Below are 15,451 nucleotides of genomic sequence, written 5' to 3'. Positions count from 1 at the left end.
CGGTATGCGGTGGTGGACCGGACCGGTGTGCCTCAACCGGTGCGCCGGCGGTGGGTCAGCGGTGGGTCGGCGGTGGTACGGGGCGGGTCAGCGGGCCTCGGGGCCGATGATCCAGTTCTCCTTCACGGCGAGGGAGAAGACGTACTTCGGGTCGGCCACCTCGTCGCGGGCGGCCGCCACCTGGCCGGTGAAGTACGGCGAGCGCAGCGCCTCCTTCAGGGCGTCGACGTCGTCGAACCAGAGCTGCTCGACGCTGTCGAAGCCGGCCTCGCCGAAGACGTAGGCGCCGTCCACGGTGTGGGCGTGCAGGTAGCGCCGCAGGCCCGGGGTGGCGCCGACGACGGAGGCGTAGCCGCCGAGGGTCCGCTTGCGGTACTCCGCCAGGTCCAGGCCCGGCCGGCGCTTCATCAGGACGGTGAGCTTCACCCACTCCTGGCCCTTGGCGAGCGCCGGGCCGGGGATGACCTCGTACGCCGTGGTGTCGACGACGATCGTCTGCCAGAACGCCGCCCAGTTGGGCTCGTCGAGCCGGGCGCCCTGGAGGAACTCCTCCGTCTGGAGCGAGGCGAGCTGCTCCTCGCCGTTGGCCAGCCAGATCTCCGCGATGCCCTGGTGGGGCAGGGCCGGCGTGCCGAGGTCGGCACCGGTCTCGACGCGGGTGTCGACCATGTACTTGCGGATCTGCGGGATCCTCGCGGCGTACTTCACGGCGTGGACGTCCACCCAGTAGTCCTGGAACTCCTGGGCGGTCATTCCCGGCTTGGGTGCCGCCAGAATGAACTGATGAATCATGGGGAAGTCTCCTTTTCGGCCCCGCGCGGTATGGCGCATGGAAATGCCACATTTCCGGGACGGTGCTCCGCCATCATTGGCGGCCGTCCGTTCGTGCGGCAATGAACCTCCGCCGACTTCCTGAACTGAGGTTCGGTCAGTCGGCCTTGAGTTCCGGTGGGTGCAGGAAGTAATGCGCGGCGGAGGCCGCCTGGGCCCCTTCGTGGACCGCCGCGGCCACCTGGTGGGAATGCAGGGACGTGACGTCGCCGGCCGCGTACACGCCGGGCACCGAGGTCTTCTGCTCGGAGTCGACCACGACGTAGCCGGCGTCGTTCAGCCGGACGCCGAGGGCGCGGGCGAGCGCGGTCTCGGGCGTGGCGCCCTGGAGGGAGAACAGGGCGTCGAGCCCGAGGCGCCGGCCGCCCCGGGTGACGACGGCGCGCAGGAGCCCGTCCGCCCCCTCGGCCTCCTGGATCCGGTCGTGCACCACCTCGATGCCGGCACCGGCGAGCCTCCGGCGAAACCTTTCGCTGATGTCGTCGCGGTGGCTGTTGGTCAGCAGCCGCACCCGGTCGGTCAGGGCGTGCAGCTGCATCGCCTCACCGGCGGCGGCGTCGGTGTGGCCGACGACCAGGATGTCGCGGCCCCGGTTCTCGTACCCGTCGCAGGTGATGCACCAGAACATCGAACGGCCCACGTACGAGCGCCAGCCGGGGAAGTGCGGGAAGTGGTCCAGCACCCCCGTCGCCAGCACGATCGTGCGCGCCAACCACCGGTGGCCCTGCGACCGCAGGGTGAAGCCGCCGTCCGCGTCCCGCTCGACGCCGGTGACCAGGTGGTGCACGACCCGCGCGTTGTCGTACCGGGCCAGCTGCTCGGCGGCGAGCCTGCGCAGGTCGACGGTGGCGATCCCGCCCGGGAAGCCCAGGTAGTTGTGGTTGACCTGGTGGTGCGTCGAGCGGCCGTGCCCGGTGTCGAACACCAGCACCCGGCGGTTGTAGCGCGCCAGGTAGATCGCCGCCGACAGCCCCGCGGGCCCGCCGCCCACCACGGCGGCGTCGACCCGCTCCGGCCCGGCCGGTGACACGCCCACGCCGCTCACCCCGCCGGGCGGTGGCGGCCCGCCAGGCGGCGCACCGCGGCCATCGGGATGGACAGCCACGCGGGCCGGTTGTGGGCCTCGTACACCGCTTCGTACACCGCCTTGTCGGCCTCGAAGGCGCGCAGCAGCACCGGCTGGCTGCGCGGGTCGGTCCCGCCCGCGGCCGTGTAACCCGCGCAGAACGCGCCCCGGTTGTGCACCGCCCACGCCGACGCCCGGCGCGCGAGCCGGGTGCCGTGCAGGTTCTGCGGCGACTGCTCGCCCGGCGGTACGCCCAGGACGTCGGCGAGCGCGTGGTGCGCGGCGTAGTCGAAGGACCGCAGCATCGAGGCGATGTCGCGCAGCGCGGGCTGGAGCCGCCGCCGCTCCGCCTCCGGCTGCCCCGGCTCACCCTCGAAGTCGATCACCACCCAGCCGTCCTCGGCGCGCAGCGTCTGCCCCAGGTGCAGGTCGCCGTGGACCCGCTGGACCAGCAGCGGCGCGTTGCCGCGCTTGGCCACCTCGCCCAGGTCCTGGTGCACCGCCCGCAGCTGCCGGGCGAACGGCAGCAGCGCCGGCACCTGGTCCACCGCCGCCTCCAGCCGCCGGGTCAGCGCCTCCACGAGCCGGTCGACCTGCGCCGGGTCCAGCTCCCGGGTCTCCAGCTGCTCGGCGAGCGCCGCGTGCACCCGGGCGGTGGCCCGCCCCAGCGCGTGGGCCTCCTCGGCGAAGCCGCCGAGCGGGGCGACGCTCTCGCACTCGCCGACCACGCAGGCCCGGGCCTCCTGGACGGCGATGGCCCAGCCGTCGCCCCGGTTGGGCACGAACTCCTGGAGCACGGCGAGGGTGATCCCGCCGCCCGGCGCCGACGGGGACGTCCGCATCCAGCCGAGGGGCGCCGCGCTCGGCACGTCACCGGCCCGCCGCAGCGCGGCCAGCATCTCCACCTCGGCGTTGGGGCCGGGGACGACGTGCCGCAGCACCTTGAGCATCATCCGGCCGCCGAACGCGACGGACGTGTTCGACTGCTCGGCCGTGAGCACCGCCGCCGGCAGCCCGGCCGGGATGTCCGCGCCGGGCAGCCGGTGGAACTCCACCGCACCCGCCGTCCCGCCCGCCGCGATCCGGTCGAGCAGCCGCCCCATCAGCTCGGGGTCGCCGGTCGCCTCGTACAGCAGCGCCCCGCCGCTCGGCCCGATGACCGCGCCGGTGAGGCCCGCCGGCACCGCGTCGCGCTCGCCGACCAGCAGCTGGTACCACTCGTCGTGCTCGGTGCGCACGACGACCAGCAGCAGCCGCGGCCCGTCGGCGCACACGGTCTCCACCAGTACGGGCTCCACTTCGGGCGCGGCCCAGTCCTTGCCGCCGAACCAGCGCTGCCGGGCCAGCCAGGCGGGCAGCAGGCGGTGCAGATCGGCGGCTATCCGCGCGGTCTCGGGCTCGGTCACGTCCGGGGACACGGTCATGCGGCGGACACCTTCGCGCTACGGGGGACGGAGGACTCCGGGACCGGACCGCGGTCCGCCCGGGAGAGCACGGTGATCGCGTGCGCGAGGGACACCATGGTCATGTGGTGGTGCCAGCCCCGGAAGGAACGCCCCTCGAAGTCGCGCAGTCCGAGCCGGTCGCTCACCTCCGCCTGGTCGCGCTCCACGCGCCGGCTGAGCATCGCGGTGCGGTACACCGTCCCGAGCCGGGGCCGGGACATGTTGGACAGCCAGTACTCGCTCGGCGCCCGCCGCCCCGGTGCGCCCCACGCGCCCAGGAGGACCAGGTCCTGCCGGCCGTCGCGGCCGCCGCCCGGGGAGCGCAGCCGCACCCGGGTGGAGCCGACGGAGGTGGCGCGGACGGCACCGGTGCGGTGGTCGAACCACTCGACGGGCATCCGGTTGCGGCTCAGCGCCCCGGTGAGGCCGGCGTCCGGGCCGGCCGCGGAGGCGGTGCCCGGGGCCCGGTCGGCGGGACGTAAGGACTCGACGAGCGTGTGCGACTTGGCCGGATCCACCCGTACCACGAAAGGCACCTGACGGTCCATCAGTTCGGTGCACAGCGGGAAGGGGGCGGTGTCGCGCAGGTCCATCACCACCGGCCGGGCGGGCATGTTCCATTCCTCGGTCATCCGGGCGACCGAGCCGATCGCGCACTGCTCCGGCGGGCAGGACCCGACGTGCTCCGGGATGGAGGCGCGCCGCCGCATCTCCGGCTCGTCGGTCCAGCACTCGGGCAGCGCCAGCCACCAGTCGACGGGGCTGCTGAGCTGGTCGGACGCGAGCCACAGGCCCATGCCCTGCTGGCAGTTGACGATCCGGCCGAGCTGGGCCACGAACTGCCGCTCGACGCCGACGGAGTGCTGGCCCACCTTGGTGATCACCAGCGGTCGCACCACCCAGGCCCGCGGTTCGGTGTGCCGGTGGAGGTGGCGGGCCATTTCCCGCCGCACCGGGACGCAGTCCCACGGCGACTTCGTGATGAATTGGTACAGGCTCTGTTCGACACCGCCGCCCGCGTGGGTGGCGAGGGCTCTCATGGTCTTCTTGCCGTCCACCGAGAGAAGGCCCCGCACATACAGCTCGCCCCAGCGGCGCTGGTCGCTCCGGGGAATGGAAGCGAGTGTCCGCGTGAGGAACTCGGCGAATATCGCGGGGGAATAATCCTCGGGCATATTCAGGTCTTCCACGACCGTTACCCAGCTCTCTCCACAGAAGTCTATGTCGGTCCGGAGGAAAAAGGCCAGCCGGTTTTTTACCGTGTTCACCGGGCCGTAACGGGAACCGTCACGACCGGCCCGCCCGCCCCGATCCGGATACCGGCGGCCGAGAACCGGAATTCGGAAACCGGACACACGGGAAAGGGGCCGGAAAGAGGACACGGTGATCCGGGCGCCGGCGCCCCGGCGAACCGGTGGCCGTCCCGGCGGCCGTGCGGCGCCGTTCCGGAAGCGGACCCCGGGGCCGGTGCGCGGGTGCGGCAGGTTCGGTACCGCGGCGCGTCACCGGCCCCGGGTCCGGCCCCGTCGCCTCGGGGGATGTGGGCGACGGGGGTGCGGACGGGGGCGGGGGATGGGGTCGGCCCGCCCCCGTCGGTCGTCGGCGCGCCCGGCCGGACACCGGGCCGGTGCCCTGCCGGGGCGCGCCCGGGGTCTACCGGCTGCGCTCCAGCTGCCGGTCGGCGCCGAGCCGGGCGAACAGCGGCGCCCAGTCGGTCGGCGTCTCGCCCAGCTCGTTGTACATCTCGAAGGTGCGCCCCACCGCGGCCGGCGTGCCGAGCGCCTGGACGCACGCCTCGGCGACCGCCGTGCGCGACACCCAGCCGTCGCCCCGGTCGCCCTGCTCCAGGCGCACCCGGTTGCCCGCGAAGCCCTCGTCCGTCAGCCAGCTGGGGCGTATCACGGTGTACGGCAGCCCCGACTCGCGTACGGCGTCCTCGCCGCGCAACCGCCAGTCCAGGAGCCGGCCGTAGGCGTTCATGGGGTGCTCGCGCCGCGTCACGAAGATCTGGCTGACCAGCACGAAGTGCGGCCGCTCACCGTGCTCGGTGGCCGCGGCCAGCACATTGCGCACCCCGTCGTACATGGTCGTCTCGGGGCTGTCGGGCCCCGAGTCGGCCGTGCCCGGCTCGACGCTGAACACCACACCGGCGCAGCCGCGCAGCGCGGTGGCCAGCGAGTCGGCGTACCGCACGTCGGCGCGGTGCTCCTCCACTCCGAGCGGCAGCCGTCCCCGTTCGGGGTGCCGGCTCACCACCCGTACCCGGGTGCCTTCCTGAAGCAGGCGGCGGGTCACCAGACTGCCCAGCCTGCCCGCGCCTCCGATAACCGCAATGGGACTCCGCATGGTCCCCTCCAAGGGTGATCCCCGCCGCTACACCCAGTTGAGGATGTCGTCGGCGCTCCTGAGTTCCGTTTCCGCGGGCACCCCGGTCATCGCGGGCACCCTGAGCCGCGGGTAGATGGTCACCCCGCAGAACCGCGACCCCGGCCAGAGCATGGCTCCGTCGCCGATGGCCGAGTAACGCTCCAGCCGTGCCGGCCGGGTCCGCTCCGAGCAGACCTCGGCCATGGGTCCTATGTAGGAGTCCTCGATCTCGGCGTACGCGCCGACGACGGCGGACTCACCGACGGCCGACCGGACCACGGCGGCGCCCTCGCGGACCTCGGCCCCGTCGCCGATGTCCGCGTGATCGAGCCGCACGCCGGGTCCGATCTCCACCTCGCGGCCGATCCGCACGCCCGGTCCGATCACCACCGAGCCCTCGTCGATCTTCTGGGCGAGGGTGGTGCCGGTGACGTCGTCCTTCGTGCGCAGGCTGCTCTCGTGGATCCAGCAGCGCGGCGAGGCGACGTCGGGCCGTGCCATCAGCCGGTTCATCTGCTCGTACGCGCCGTCGAGCACGAGCCCCAGGGTGTGCAGATAGTCCGGTACGTTGCCCAGGTCGCCGAGGCGCCCGATGGAGTGGGCCGCCACCGGCAGCCCGCGCGCGGCGAGCCACGGCAGCAGGTCCTGGCCCCAGTCGAGGCGCTGGTAGCTCTGCCGGAACAGTTCCGGTTCCCGGGCGAGCAGCCGCAGCCGGGCGCAGTCCACCAGGTACATCCCCGCGTTGGTGGGGAGGGTGACCTCCGGGTCCACCGTGGTGCGCGGGAACAGCTCCCCGAGCCGGGCCGGGTCGGGCTTCTCGACGAACCCCTGCACCAGGCCGTCGTCGTCGGTGCGCATCACCCCGTACTTGCCGGCGATCTCCTCGGCGGTGCGCCGCACGGCGGCCACGGTCACCAGGGCGCCGTGCCCGGCGTGCGCCGCCTCCATCGCCCCCAGGTCGAAGTCGAAGAGGGAGTCGACGGGCAGCACCAGGGCCCGGCCCTGGAGGTCCCACTGCTCGAGGTTGTGCAGGGTGGCGCCCGCCGAGCCGACGTTGTACCGGTCGAAGCGGGAGCGCGAGTAGGTGATGTCGACGCCGTAGCGCTCGCCGTGCCCGAGTAGGAGCTTGATCTGGGTACGGTTCTCCAGGCCGTGCGTCACCACGTAGAAGCGGCGGATGCCCTGCTCGCGGCAGGCGTCGACCACCCACTCCACCAGGCGCCGCCCGGCGAACGGGATCAGTGCCTTGCTGCGGATGTGGTCCGGGGACTTGAGCGTGATGGGCTTGGCCCGCTCGCCCCGGCCGCCGGCGAGGAGTATGCCGACCGTCTCCCGGTTCCTGTCCGTACTCATCCAGCGCCCCCCTCGATTCGGGCAATCATCGACGCCCGGGATTCACACCGCGGAAATCCGACGTTCCCGTCGACCGCCCGGCCGACCGTTCGCTCTACCAGTCGTCGTCGGGGTGCTCGGTCTTCATGGTCGCCTGCACGGTGGCGGAATTCGATCCTCCGAAGATGCCGGCGGCACCCTGCCCGCCGAGGCCCAAGATCAATGCCAATGCCACCGCGAGGAACACGGGTATGGAGATTGCCTTCTGCTGCATTTTCCCTCCCCTGGCTGAAAGGCCCCTCGGCCTCTCGCCACGAGAAATATGCCGTACGACAGCGCCCCATTGGGCGTTTGAGTAGCATCATGATCACGCAATGCGAGAATCGGAAGGAGAGGCAAATGTGCACAAGTTCGGACTTAGCCCCGCATTCGAACGTCACCAAGCTGTGTGCCCGTGGTCTCGAGGTCTACCGCCGCGCCCTGCTGCAAGGCCCGGTTTCCGAGGAAGTGCCCGACTGCCTCCTCCGCTTGGGGCTGATGCGGCCATTGGCCGAAACCCCCACACTCATGGCGGCCGTCCCCCCGGACATCGCAGGCCGCGAACTGACCCGCCCCATAGAGCGCGAGGTCCTGACCCACCAGCACACCATCGCGGCCATCCGTGACTCGATCGCAGCGGCCGAGACGGTCTACCGCTCCACCCGCTCGGCCACCACCGGCCCCGTACGGCTCCTCCAGGGCGCCGAAGTCATCCAGGCGGCACTCCAACAGGCCGCCGAGGCCTGCCGCGAGGAGCTCCTGACCTGCCAGCCGGGCGGCGGACGCGCCCCCGAGAACCTCGCCCGGTCCCTCTCCCGGGTCCTCGCCATGCACCGGCGCGGGGTCAAACAGCGCACCATCTACCAGCACACGGTCCGCGCCCACGGCCCCACGCTCGCCTACATCGAGCGGGCCACCGCGTCGGGCGCCCAGTTCCGCACCATCAACGAGGTCTTCGACCGCCTGATCATCTACGACCGCACCACGGCGTTCATACCGGACCCGCGCCACGAACTGAGAACCGCCGCCCTGGCCATCGACCACCCGGCGATCGTCCACTACCTGGCCAAGGTCTTCGACCACACCTGGGAACGGGCCGAGGCGGTCAGCATCACCCAGGAGTACGCCCGCCCCCCGCTCATGACCGACGAGACCCGTCGCGCCGTGCTGCGCCTGATGGTGGAGGGCTACACCGACGCGGCGATCGCCGGCCGGCTCGGCGTGAGCCCCCGCACCGTCTCCACCCACATCAAGAAGGCCTCCGACCTCCTGGGCGGCCGGAGCCGGGCCCACCTCGCCTACCTCCTCGCCCAGTCCGACCTCCTCGACACCGGCCCCGCCTGACCCCCGCACGCCCACCGACCCCACGCCCACCGCACCATGAGCCGGCCCCACCCCTCCGCCGATGTGCACCGCACATCCCCCCACCGGCCCGGGCCCCACTACAGTCCCCGGAAGGCACACGACCCACCCGAGGAGCCCGCGATGAACAGGCCGAGCACACCCGCACCGGCCCCTGCGCTCCCGGGCCCGCTTCCCGGTCCCCTCGTCGGCACCGACTGGCTCGCCCCACGTCTCGGCACGCCCGGACTCGTGGTGTTCGACGCCTCCGTGGGCACGCACCGGAACCTGCCCCACCGCATCCCCGGGGCGCGGCCCTTCGACCTCGACGGGCCCCTGTCCGACCACACGAGCCCCCTGCCCCACACCATGCCGGGCACCACCGCACTCACCGAGGAACTCCGGGCGCTCGGCCTGCACGACACCGACACCGTCGTCGTATACGACGGAGCCGGCATCCACTCCAGCGCCCGCGCCTGGTGGATGCTCCGGGCCCTGGGCTTCGACCGCGCCGCCGTCCTCGATGGTGGGCTCCCCGCCTGGACCGCGGCCGGTCTCCCGCTCGACCCGCGGCCGCCCCGTTACACGGGACCCCGCGGCGACCTCACCGCCCGCCCCCGGCCCCACCTGCTGGCCGACAGCGCCCGCGTGGCGGCCGCCCTGGTCGACCCGGACGCGGCGGTGCTCGACGCCCGCACCCCCGCCCGCTTCGCCGGCACCGCCCCCGAACCCCGCCCGGGCCTGCGCGGCGGCCACATGCCGGGCGCCCTCAACCTCCCGTTCGGCGACCTCCTCGACGACACCGGCCGGATGCGCCCCCCGGCCGACCTGCGCGCCCACTTCACCACCCTGGCCGGCCCCCGCCGCACGCTCCTTTTCACCTGCGGCTCAGGCGTCACCGCCTGCGTCCTCGCCCTGGCGGCCCACCTGTCCGGCTACACCGACACCGCGGTCTACGACGGCTCCTGGACCGAATGGGGCGCCCCGTCGAACCTGCCGGTGACGACCACGCCGGACACGGCCTGACCACCACTCGCGCTTCCCGCGAGCCACCGATAGAACGAAGGGCGATGACCACCCCACCACCGCCCTTCACCCGGCGCGCCCTTCTGATGGCGGCGGCGCTCGCTCCCCTGGCGGCATGCGCGAAGGACCGGACACCCGCGCCACCCCCGTCACCCCCACCACCCACCGCGACAGCCGCCACACACCCACGCCTGTACGACCTCGAACGGAACTTCGGGGCCCGGCTCGGCGTCTACGCCCTCGCCACCGGCACCGGCCGGACGATCGCGCACCGCGCCGACGAACGGTTCGCGTTCTGCTCGACCTTCAAGGCCCTCGCGCTCGCGGGCATCCTCTCCCGCCATTCCCTGTCGTACCTGGACAAGCTCCTCAGGTACACCGCGGCGGACCTCCAGAACACCCCCCTCACCAGCCGCCACGTCACCACCGGCATGACCCTCCGCGCTCTGGCCGACGCGGCGGTCCGCCACAGCGACGGCACCGCCGGCAACCTCCTGCTCCGTGACCTCGACGGCCCGGCCGGGCTGGCAGCGTACGTTCGCACCCTCGGCGACACGGTCACCCGCATGGACCGCACCGAACCGGCGATCACCGAAGCCACCCCGGGCGACCCTCGCGACACCACCTCACCCCGCGCGCTCGGTACCGACTTCCACCGGCTCGTCCTGGGCGACGCCCTCCCGCCCGGCGAGCGGCACTTCCTCAGCGACCTGCTGCGGCGCAACCGCACCGGTGACAACCGCATCCGCGCCGGAGTCCCCCGCGGCTGGCCGGTCGCCGACATGACGGGCACGGGCGACTACGGCACGCTCAACGACATCGCCATCGTTCGGCCCCCGAACGCCCCACCACTCCTGATGCGCCCTCATGTCGAGCAAGCCCGCTCGGGACGCCCACTACGACGAGGCTCTTCTCGCCCGAGCCGCCGCCTACGCCGTCTCGGTCCTCACCTGAGGGCGATGACGGTGACTCGACCACCGCACAGGGTCGTAAGATCTTCGGGGTCGGACGTGAGGATCGTGACCGGCCCCGGCGCGGCCAGGGCGGTGGCGGCAAGCATGGCGTCGATGGCGTACTTGTGGCCGTGCAGACCGGCGTCGGCGAGAAGGCCGGCGGCGTGGCGGGCTATCGGCTCGGTGACCGGTTCGACGACGAGCCGGGAGAGCGTCCACTCCAGGGCCGGCCGGTTGATACGCGGGTGCACGACCTCCACCAAGGTGGCCGCCGAGGTGATCACGCGCAGATCGTCGGTGCGGGCGAGGGCGAGCCAGCCGGTGATCGTCCGGTCGCGTTGCACGGCTTTGGCCAGCCCCTCGCTGTCCAGCACGAGGGTGCCACCGGGTGCCGCGGTCGACCGGGTCACGCGGCGCTCGCTCCACCCGGTGCCTGCTCGACCCGCGCCCGGGCCAACTGGTCTCGCAGCGACTGGATCTCCTCGTCCGTGACGGGGCCGTGTTCGGCCTCGGCCACGGTGATGAGCTCGTTGAGATTGTCCCGCTCGATCTGCCGGGCGACGGCCGCAGCCACGTAGCCCGACAGCCCGCCCGGCCCACTGCGGGCCTTGGCGGCCTCGGCGATGTCACGCGGCATGGTGATCGAGTACTTGCCGGTAGGCTCGCTCATGCTACCTATCCTACCTTCGATCCTCCCGGACGGCCGCCCCAGGCAACGCGTCGCCCCACCCGCGCTCGCCCGATGGGCCGGTGGACCCGCTCATGCTTCCGCCCTGCAGCAACCCCCGTCCATGGCGTGACGGGACCTGATTGGGTAGAGGTGATCCACCGATGCTCGCAGGTTGCGTCGACGACAGCGCCATGGCGCCGACCTTGCTCAGATGCCTCTCAATGCCCCGCCCGTCGTGGACGAGCGGGGTCGTTCGTTTCCGTGCTTGATGCGACGTGCGGCGTCGCTGCGCCGGCTGGATGTTCGCTCCGGTGGCCATACGGAGTACCACTGCAGGCTGAGAACTGCGGTTCGGGGCCAAGGTGAGTACATGGCACATGGTGACGAGGGGGCAACGCCGCGGCGAAGGGGCTGGTTCGGCTCCATCCACGCATGGGCGGCTACAGCTGCTGCTGTCGTCGCCCTGGCTATTTCGCTCTACAACTTGGCCGAGCTCCAGCAGGAGCCGACCATTGAGGTGAAACTTCCGCATCTCATGCGAATCGGCCCAGCAGGCAAGGGGACCTTGATCTACTTTCAGCCGACGGTATCCACCAGGCATAAGTCGCAAGAAGTCGAGGTAATCGGTGACGTGCGCTTGCGACTCAAACCCACCGGGTCAATCTCCTCGTCGCAGAGTCCAAAGTTCTACTGGCAGAGCAATGGGGTGCCTACTTTTGATTTCGAGACCGACGAAATCAGGATTGAGTGGTCTGGCGACCCGGCCCCATTCCTCGTCAGTCAGGACAAGCCTCAGCAGCCAATGTTTCAATTTCAGGACGACAGTTGGGCGCTTCAGCCCGGCCGATATGAAGGGTTCATTCAGCTGAGCCGGTCCGGGAATCGCAAGCCGTTGACCGAAGATTTCTGTCTGATTGTGTCAAAGAGAGCCACCGCCGAAATGCGCGGAGGGGGTGAGCGAGGAATCTACTTCTTCCGCAATGATCTGCCCAAGTTCACCTCCTCCAGCAAGTACTCGAGCTGCTACGTCAGGGAAACAGACTGAAAGTCCTGACGGGTAGCGGTAACAGTGTGTGCTTCAGGGGGGCGAGTCCCTGGACCGCTGGTTGGGCACGGCATTTCGGTGAGGATGCATCGAGCAGGCAGTACATCGTCTGGCTCGTCATTCGGAGAGGGACCACTCGAGCAACCTGCAACGGCCAATGATTCGAACCTGCGCACGCGGTTCTGGAGGGCGCGTGTGCCTCACGAGTCTCTGCAGGTCATCCGCCGGTGAGTGGCATTCCGAGCCCCGTCCCGGTCCACGAATAGGCCGTAAAGACGGAAGGCGCCCGGCGACCGTGGTGTACGAGGGAACGTAGCCTGACACCCCTGATCCGAGGCCTCTGCATCTGTCCGGGGCCTTTGGCGTTCACCTGCTGCGATCCCACACGGACGACGACTAGAACGGGGGAGTCCACGCCGACGGCCACTTCGTCACATGTCCGGGCGGGGGCCATATGTCCGAGCCGTTGTGTACGCGCCATTGACGGCCCAGCCACTCGCACTCCGGTATGGCACCTTCCCAGTCGTCGGTGCAGCGGTCGGCCCAGTCGCGACCCACCAGCACCGGCCGGGTCAGCACCCCGTTCGCGGTGTCCTGGACACGCAGAACCATGCCAACACCGTTGATCCCCGGGTTACCCCGCGGTCCGTACGACATGCTGTGAGCACCGGAGGAACAGAGGTCCAGGATCGTGTCTTTGAGCACGGCCGGCTCGCGGCCGGTCAGTTCCAGTCCGTCCAGGGTCACGCGCGGACCGTGGGCGGCGTCCGCTGCCACGCAGAAGAGCCGATCAACGCGGTTGAAATACGTGTAAACAGCGGGCACCGATGGGTGGAAGCCGAGTTGGAGGCCGTAGACGTCCGGGAAGAAGGGTTCAGCTGGGAAATGTTTGAGCTCAAAGGCTTCCGGAAGCGCAGCTCTGACCCCGTCGGCGGACATGCCGAACTGCAGCGGGCCGACGCTCTCCAGCGGATTCAGCAACCACACCGGCCGGCCTGGCTCCGTCGAGGTTCCCCCAGCTTCCGAAACCATTCGCTGTTCCCCTTGTTCGTCGTCCCGAGACCCGAACCTGACTTGTGTCGATGCCTTCCGGATCAGGCCGCGAATAGGCCGCCGCCCCCGTCATGCGGCTGATCGGCGTGGCACACGCCTGCATGCAACAAGACCCCGCGTCCAGCGTTTCCGCTGATCACGGGGTCCCTTGGCACTTCCTGTGAAGTGCCCCCGGCAGGATTCGAACCTGCGCACACGGCTCCGGAGGGCCCTTGTGACTATCGCGTTTCAGCACGTCAGAGGCCCGGTGGCTGGCTGAAGCCTCTCATGGGTCCACGGATAGGCCACAGGTGGAGAGACGCCTCAGTTCATCGGACGCGCTCTTGTACGGCGGGGAGGAGTGACTGGCGAAGCGGTGCTCTCCCTCCAGGACAAATGGCGATCGGACCGAAACGGGGACACTCGTCGAGTGCTGTCGCAGAGCCGCTGCCACGTGTACGGACGACTCAAGCGAAATAGCCGGGGAAGTCTCCGCCAGGTGTTCCGATGAGAGGGGCTCGATCGAGGAATGTGTTGTTCATTTCGCAACTGGTTTCGGGCAGTAGGAGGCATGCGTGGCAGGCGGCTAGGTTGAGCCCGCCGACCCCGTTGGCATCGGCCTCCATGCACAAGGGGTCGGAGGAGCACCGAGAGGCGCGTTCCAGGGCGGATGACAGGCTTCTCAACAGTTCCGCGATCTCTCCTCGCGCGATGATGCCGCCCAGGCTGCCCGCCGAGTCGCTGGTCGCGGTGTAGAGGAGGACGCCACTCATCTCGTCGCTGGCGTAGAGCCGTTCCCGTAGAGACGCTGCGGGATAGCCGCAGTCCAGGCTCCACTCGTTGATCAACACATGGGCCAGCGTGTGCAAAAGAACGAAGCGCGACGTCAGTGGCGAGCGGGGATTCTCCCACTCCTGTTCGCGGAGCAGGTCCTCGTGCGCGGCCCGCATGCGTTCGGTTCTGTCGGACTCGGTGCGGAGCACAGCCGACTCCCACTGTTGGAGTCGCTCTTGGTCCAAGGTGAGGAAGACGCCCTCGCCGACGACGTCGATAGCCGGGAGCCAGCCGAGGTCTGGGCTCTTGCTCAGGCGGCTGATGCGATCACGGTCGGCCTTCGAGCCTTGCGGGGGACGGATGCGGGTGAAGCCGGTGAGGGCACGAACCTCGCGGAGGCGTTTGACCAACATGACGCGGTCGATGCCGGGGAGGTCAGAAGGGTCCTCCTCGGGGGGCTCGCAGACGAAGTGCTTGTTCTCAGGCGTGTCCTCAGTGACCCTGCAGAGCTGTTCGTACTCCTCCTGCCGGAGTGGCTCGCCGGCGGCGAAACGGATCTGGTCCTCGTCGTCCTCTGCGGGTTCGGGGTGGGCTGCGTTCTCAAGGGTGCGGACGGTGCGTAGCACCTGGGAGAGGGAGTATCCGCTGGGCGTGAGCCAGCCTTCGTCCTCTGCGAACTCCTTGATGCGCTCGTCGCTCTTGTTGACGAGGTGCCTACGGTACGCCTCGATGAGTTCCATCAACTTCGTGTGCCACGGGGGGATGGACAAGGCGGACCGCAGGTCGGCGAACCACGCTGCCGAGGAACCACGCTGGAGGGTCCGGGGAGGACGGTTGCATCCGCTTTCTGTCGCGTTAGGGCCCAGCCACGGGCGGATCCCGTGGCAGCGAAGGCCCAGGGAGCGGAGAGCCATCTTGCCGAAGGCACCTTCCATCGATGCCTTCTGCCCGCAGCTACAACTGATGACGATGCCGCGGAGACTAGCGGTGCGACCGTCGGTCTCCAGTGTCAGCTCCGCGGTGGCTCGCGAGCATGTAGTGGGGCGAAGGCCTTTGCGCTTCGGATCGGCGTGGACCCAGTCCCAGTAGGGGAACTCGTCGAGGTGTCCGTTTTCGCAGGCCACCATGAATCGCGAGGGCACGAGCAGGGTCGAGCACTGGACGCAACGGTTGTTGTCCGGTCCCACGCTGAGGTCGCGGAATGCCTTGAGTGCCTTGCACTCGGGGCACGAGTACGTGGCTGGGAAACGACGCACGCGCACGCCACGCCCGGTGGCCACGCGGGCTGCGGGCGGGCGCCGAAAGCCGTTGACGTGCAGCATCGGTTCCAAGCGCTGGTCTCGCAGATCGGGTTCGCCGGTCACGTCCCAGGTGTCCAGACCGCTGACGATGTAGGACTGATCGGCGACGGCGAGCAGGCCACCCACGCCGTACGTGGTGATCTGTTGGGCACGCCGGATGGAGCCGATGGAGGGGCGCTTGCGATCGTCGCTGGCCGCCGCGGTGCCGGGGTTGGTTCTGCGAGGCATG

General features: G+C 70.4%; 14 protein-coding genes and 1 pseudogene. 4 read left to right on the top strand and 11 right to left on the bottom strand.

The annotated features are described in order from the left end of the window. Positions 1-87 precede the first annotated feature (87 nt). The 7 genes from A4V12_RS26145 to A4V12_RS37710 form a co-directional block, all read right to left on the bottom strand. Entirely contained in the window at positions 88-792 is a 705-nt protein-coding gene (locus A4V12_RS26145) for an EthD domain-containing protein (RefSeq protein WP_064071866.1), read from the bottom strand. Between the two features lie 136 nt (positions 793-928). Continuing rightward, entirely contained in the window at positions 929-1,867 is a 939-nt protein-coding gene (locus A4V12_RS26140; protein ID WP_159028940.1) for an NAD(P)/FAD-dependent oxidoreductase, read from the bottom strand. 5 nt (positions 1,868-1,872) lie between these two features. After that, positions 1,873-3,321: a maltokinase N-terminal cap-like domain-containing protein gene (locus A4V12_RS26135; protein WP_064071865.1), complete on the bottom strand. Its 1,449-nt coding sequence runs from the start codon at positions 3,319-3,321 to the stop codon at positions 1,873-1,875. Next, positions 3,318-4,517: an IS701 family transposase gene (locus A4V12_RS26130; protein WP_079137349.1), complete on the bottom strand. Its 1,200-nt coding sequence runs from the start codon at positions 4,515-4,517 to the stop codon at positions 3,318-3,320. The genes A4V12_RS26135 and A4V12_RS26130 overlap by 4 nt, the downstream gene beginning before the upstream one ends. A gap of 478 nt (positions 4,518-4,995) precedes the next feature. After that, on the bottom strand, positions 4,996-5,688 hold the full coding sequence (locus A4V12_RS26125; RefSeq protein ID WP_064071863.1) for an SDR family oxidoreductase: 693 nt from the start codon (positions 5,686-5,688) through the stop codon (positions 4,996-4,998). A gap of 27 nt (positions 5,689-5,715) precedes the next feature. Further along, positions 5,716-7,062, bottom strand: coding sequence for a sugar phosphate nucleotidyltransferase (locus tag A4V12_RS26120; protein WP_064071862.1), 1,347 nt, complete (start codon positions 7,060-7,062; stop codon positions 5,716-5,718). Positions 7,063-7,156: 94 nt separating this feature from the next. Continuing rightward, on the bottom strand, positions 7,157-7,315 hold the full coding sequence (locus A4V12_RS37710; protein ID WP_159028938.1) for a hypothetical protein: 159 nt from the start codon (positions 7,313-7,315) through the stop codon (positions 7,157-7,159). Positions 7,316-7,608: 293 nt separating this feature from the next. On the opposite strand from A4V12_RS37710, the gene A4V12_RS26115 reads away from it, so the two are divergent. From A4V12_RS26115 to bla, 3 genes and pseudogenes are all read left to right on the top strand, one after another. Continuing rightward, positions 7,609-8,424 (top strand): helix-turn-helix transcriptional regulator, encoded by an 816-nt coding sequence (locus A4V12_RS26115; protein ID WP_159028937.1) that lies wholly within the window; start codon positions 7,609-7,611, stop codon positions 8,422-8,424. Positions 8,425-8,565: 141 nt separating this feature from the next. Beyond that, entirely contained in the window at positions 8,566-9,447 is an 882-nt protein-coding gene (locus A4V12_RS26110; RefSeq protein WP_064071860.1) for a sulfurtransferase, read from the top strand. A gap of 44 nt (positions 9,448-9,491) precedes the next feature. Continuing rightward, positions 9,492-10,401: pseudogene (gene bla / locus A4V12_RS26105) on the top strand (class A beta-lactamase). On the opposite strand, the gene A4V12_RS26100 reads toward bla, so the two are convergent. Further along, the gene (locus A4V12_RS26100) at positions 10,394-10,810 is read right to left on the bottom strand and encodes a PIN domain-containing protein (RefSeq protein ID WP_064071859.1); all 417 of its coding nucleotides are present in this window, start codon (positions 10,808-10,810) and stop codon (positions 10,394-10,396) included. The pseudogene bla and the gene A4V12_RS26100 sit on opposite strands and share 8 nt — an antisense overlap. Further along, a complete protein-coding gene (locus A4V12_RS26095; protein ID WP_064071858.1) occupies positions 10,807-11,070 on the bottom strand; it encodes a hypothetical protein in 264 nt (87 codons plus the stop codon). The genes A4V12_RS26100 and A4V12_RS26095 overlap by 4 nt, the downstream gene beginning before the upstream one ends. A 370-nt stretch (positions 11,071-11,440) precedes the next feature. Between A4V12_RS26095 and A4V12_RS26090 the strand changes: the two genes are divergently transcribed. Beyond that, on the top strand, positions 11,441-12,115 hold the full coding sequence (locus A4V12_RS26090) for a hypothetical protein (protein ID WP_064071857.1): 675 nt from the start codon (positions 11,441-11,443) through the stop codon (positions 12,113-12,115). Positions 12,116-12,511: 396 nt separating this feature from the next. On the opposite strand, the gene A4V12_RS26085 is transcribed toward A4V12_RS26090, so the two are convergent. Both A4V12_RS26085 and drmB read right to left on the bottom strand, forming a co-directional pair. Further along, a complete protein-coding gene (locus A4V12_RS26085; protein WP_064071856.1) occupies positions 12,512-13,102 on the bottom strand; it encodes a hypothetical protein in 591 nt (196 codons plus the stop codon). Between the two features lie 512 nt (positions 13,103-13,614). Further along, positions 13,615-15,450: a DUF1998 domain-containing protein gene (drmB, locus tag A4V12_RS26080; RefSeq protein WP_064071855.1), complete on the bottom strand. Its 1,836-nt coding sequence runs from the start codon at positions 15,448-15,450 to the stop codon at positions 13,615-13,617. Position 15,451 lies beyond the last annotated feature (1 nt).

The organism is Streptomyces noursei (genome assembly GCF_001646665.1).
Classification (GTDB): Bacteria; Actinomycetota; Actinomycetes; order Streptomycetales; family Streptomycetaceae; genus Streptomyces; species Streptomyces lavendulocolor.
This window is presented reverse-complemented; position numbering and strand designations above follow the sequence as displayed.

Coding starts and splice junctions, on each gene's coding strand:
- A4V12_RS26145 (WP_064071866.1), bottom strand. CDS start 792: ATGATTCATCAGTTCATTCTGGCGGCACCCAAGCCGGGAATGACCGCC.
- A4V12_RS26135 (WP_064071865.1), bottom strand. CDS start 3,321: ATGACCGTGTCCCCGGACGTGACCGAGCCCGAGACCGCGCGGATAGCC.
- A4V12_RS26130 (WP_079137349.1), bottom strand. CDS start 4,517: ATGCCCGAGGATTATTCCCCCGCGATATTCGCCGAGTTCCTCACGCGG.
- A4V12_RS26125 (WP_064071863.1), bottom strand. CDS start 5,688: ATGCGGAGTCCCATTGCGGTTATCGGAGGCGCGGGCAGGCTGGGCAGT.
- A4V12_RS26120 (WP_064071862.1), bottom strand. CDS start 7,062: ATGAGTACGGACAGGAACCGGGAGACGGTCGGCATACTCCTCGCCGGC.
- A4V12_RS37710 (WP_159028938.1), bottom strand. CDS start 7,315: ATGCAGCAGAAGGCAATCTCCATACCCGTGTTCCTCGCGGTGGCATTG.
- A4V12_RS26115 (WP_159028937.1), top strand. CDS start 7,609: ATGGCGGCCGTCCCCCCGGACATCGCAGGCCGCGAACTGACCCGCCCC.
- A4V12_RS26110 (WP_064071860.1), top strand. CDS start 8,566: ATGAACAGGCCGAGCACACCCGCACCGGCCCCTGCGCTCCCGGGCCCG.
- A4V12_RS26095 (WP_064071858.1), bottom strand. CDS start 11,070: ATGAGCGAGCCTACCGGCAAGTACTCGATCACCATGCCGCGTGACATC.
- A4V12_RS26090 (WP_064071857.1), top strand. CDS start 11,441: ATGGCACATGGTGACGAGGGGGCAACGCCGCGGCGAAGGGGCTGGTTC.
- drmB (WP_064071855.1), bottom strand. CDS start 15,450: ATGCCTCGCAGAACCAACCCCGGCACCGCGGCGGCCAGCGACGATCGC.